A 752-nucleotide genomic window follows, 5' to 3' on the forward strand; every position below is an offset into this window, starting at 1 on the left:
CCAGTTGCACCAGCAGGAGTCTCGATTGAACTGACTTCACCTGAGAGCTACGCGGTCGATAACTATTTGCTTAATCAGCAGGTGTCGTTAACTGCACGTATTACCGATGCACAAGGTTTAGTATGGAAAGATACTGATAGCCAAATACCCAAAGTAACGTTCTATGCAGATAACTATGGCGTTATTGGTCAAAGCACGGGTGATGGAAGTGCTTTGCTATGGACACCTGCAGCACAAGGAGCCTATGTAATTAAAGCAGTGGCGACCTTGAAAAATGGTGCGGTGCTGACGTCCCAGATGGGCTCTATCAATGTAGTTATTCCAGCAACGGGTGTACCTACAGTGTCATCCTTAATAAATCTTCGAAACAATGAATATTCAACGGTACCATGGACTTACAACATATTTGTAATTGCAGGAGCACCCTATGGAAGTTTGTCCAAAGTTGCCTTGTTTGCAAATGGTCAGCAGGTAGCATTACCTGTGTCCACTTCATCGGCTGGCGCCGGCTTGACGCAATATCGCTTTGATTGGCTACCTTCAGCTGCGGGCAGCTACAAAGTTAAAGCGATTGCCTATGATGCAAATAATGTTGCCGCTGCGAGTAAAGAGGTTGAGATTTTCTATGGTGTTCCTGCCAATGCAACACCAGCAGCACCCAGTCCATCGCAATCAGCGCTTTATTTATCATCACCCACATTGAACCCAATTTATTATTACGATGTGAGTGAGATATTGCCGGGAGGTGCGTA

The 752-nt window shown here is 45.6% G+C and carries 1 protein-coding gene; it reads left to right on the forward strand.

What is annotated here, in order from left to right:
* On the forward strand, positions 1 to 752 hold a 752-nt coding region (locus tag IE104_RS18925; protein WP_189421480.1), incomplete at both ends, for a hypothetical protein.

Source organism: Cellvibrio zantedeschiae, assembly GCF_014652535.1.
GTDB classification, from domain to species: domain Bacteria; phylum Pseudomonadota; class Gammaproteobacteria; order Pseudomonadales; family Cellvibrionaceae; genus Cellvibrio; species Cellvibrio zantedeschiae.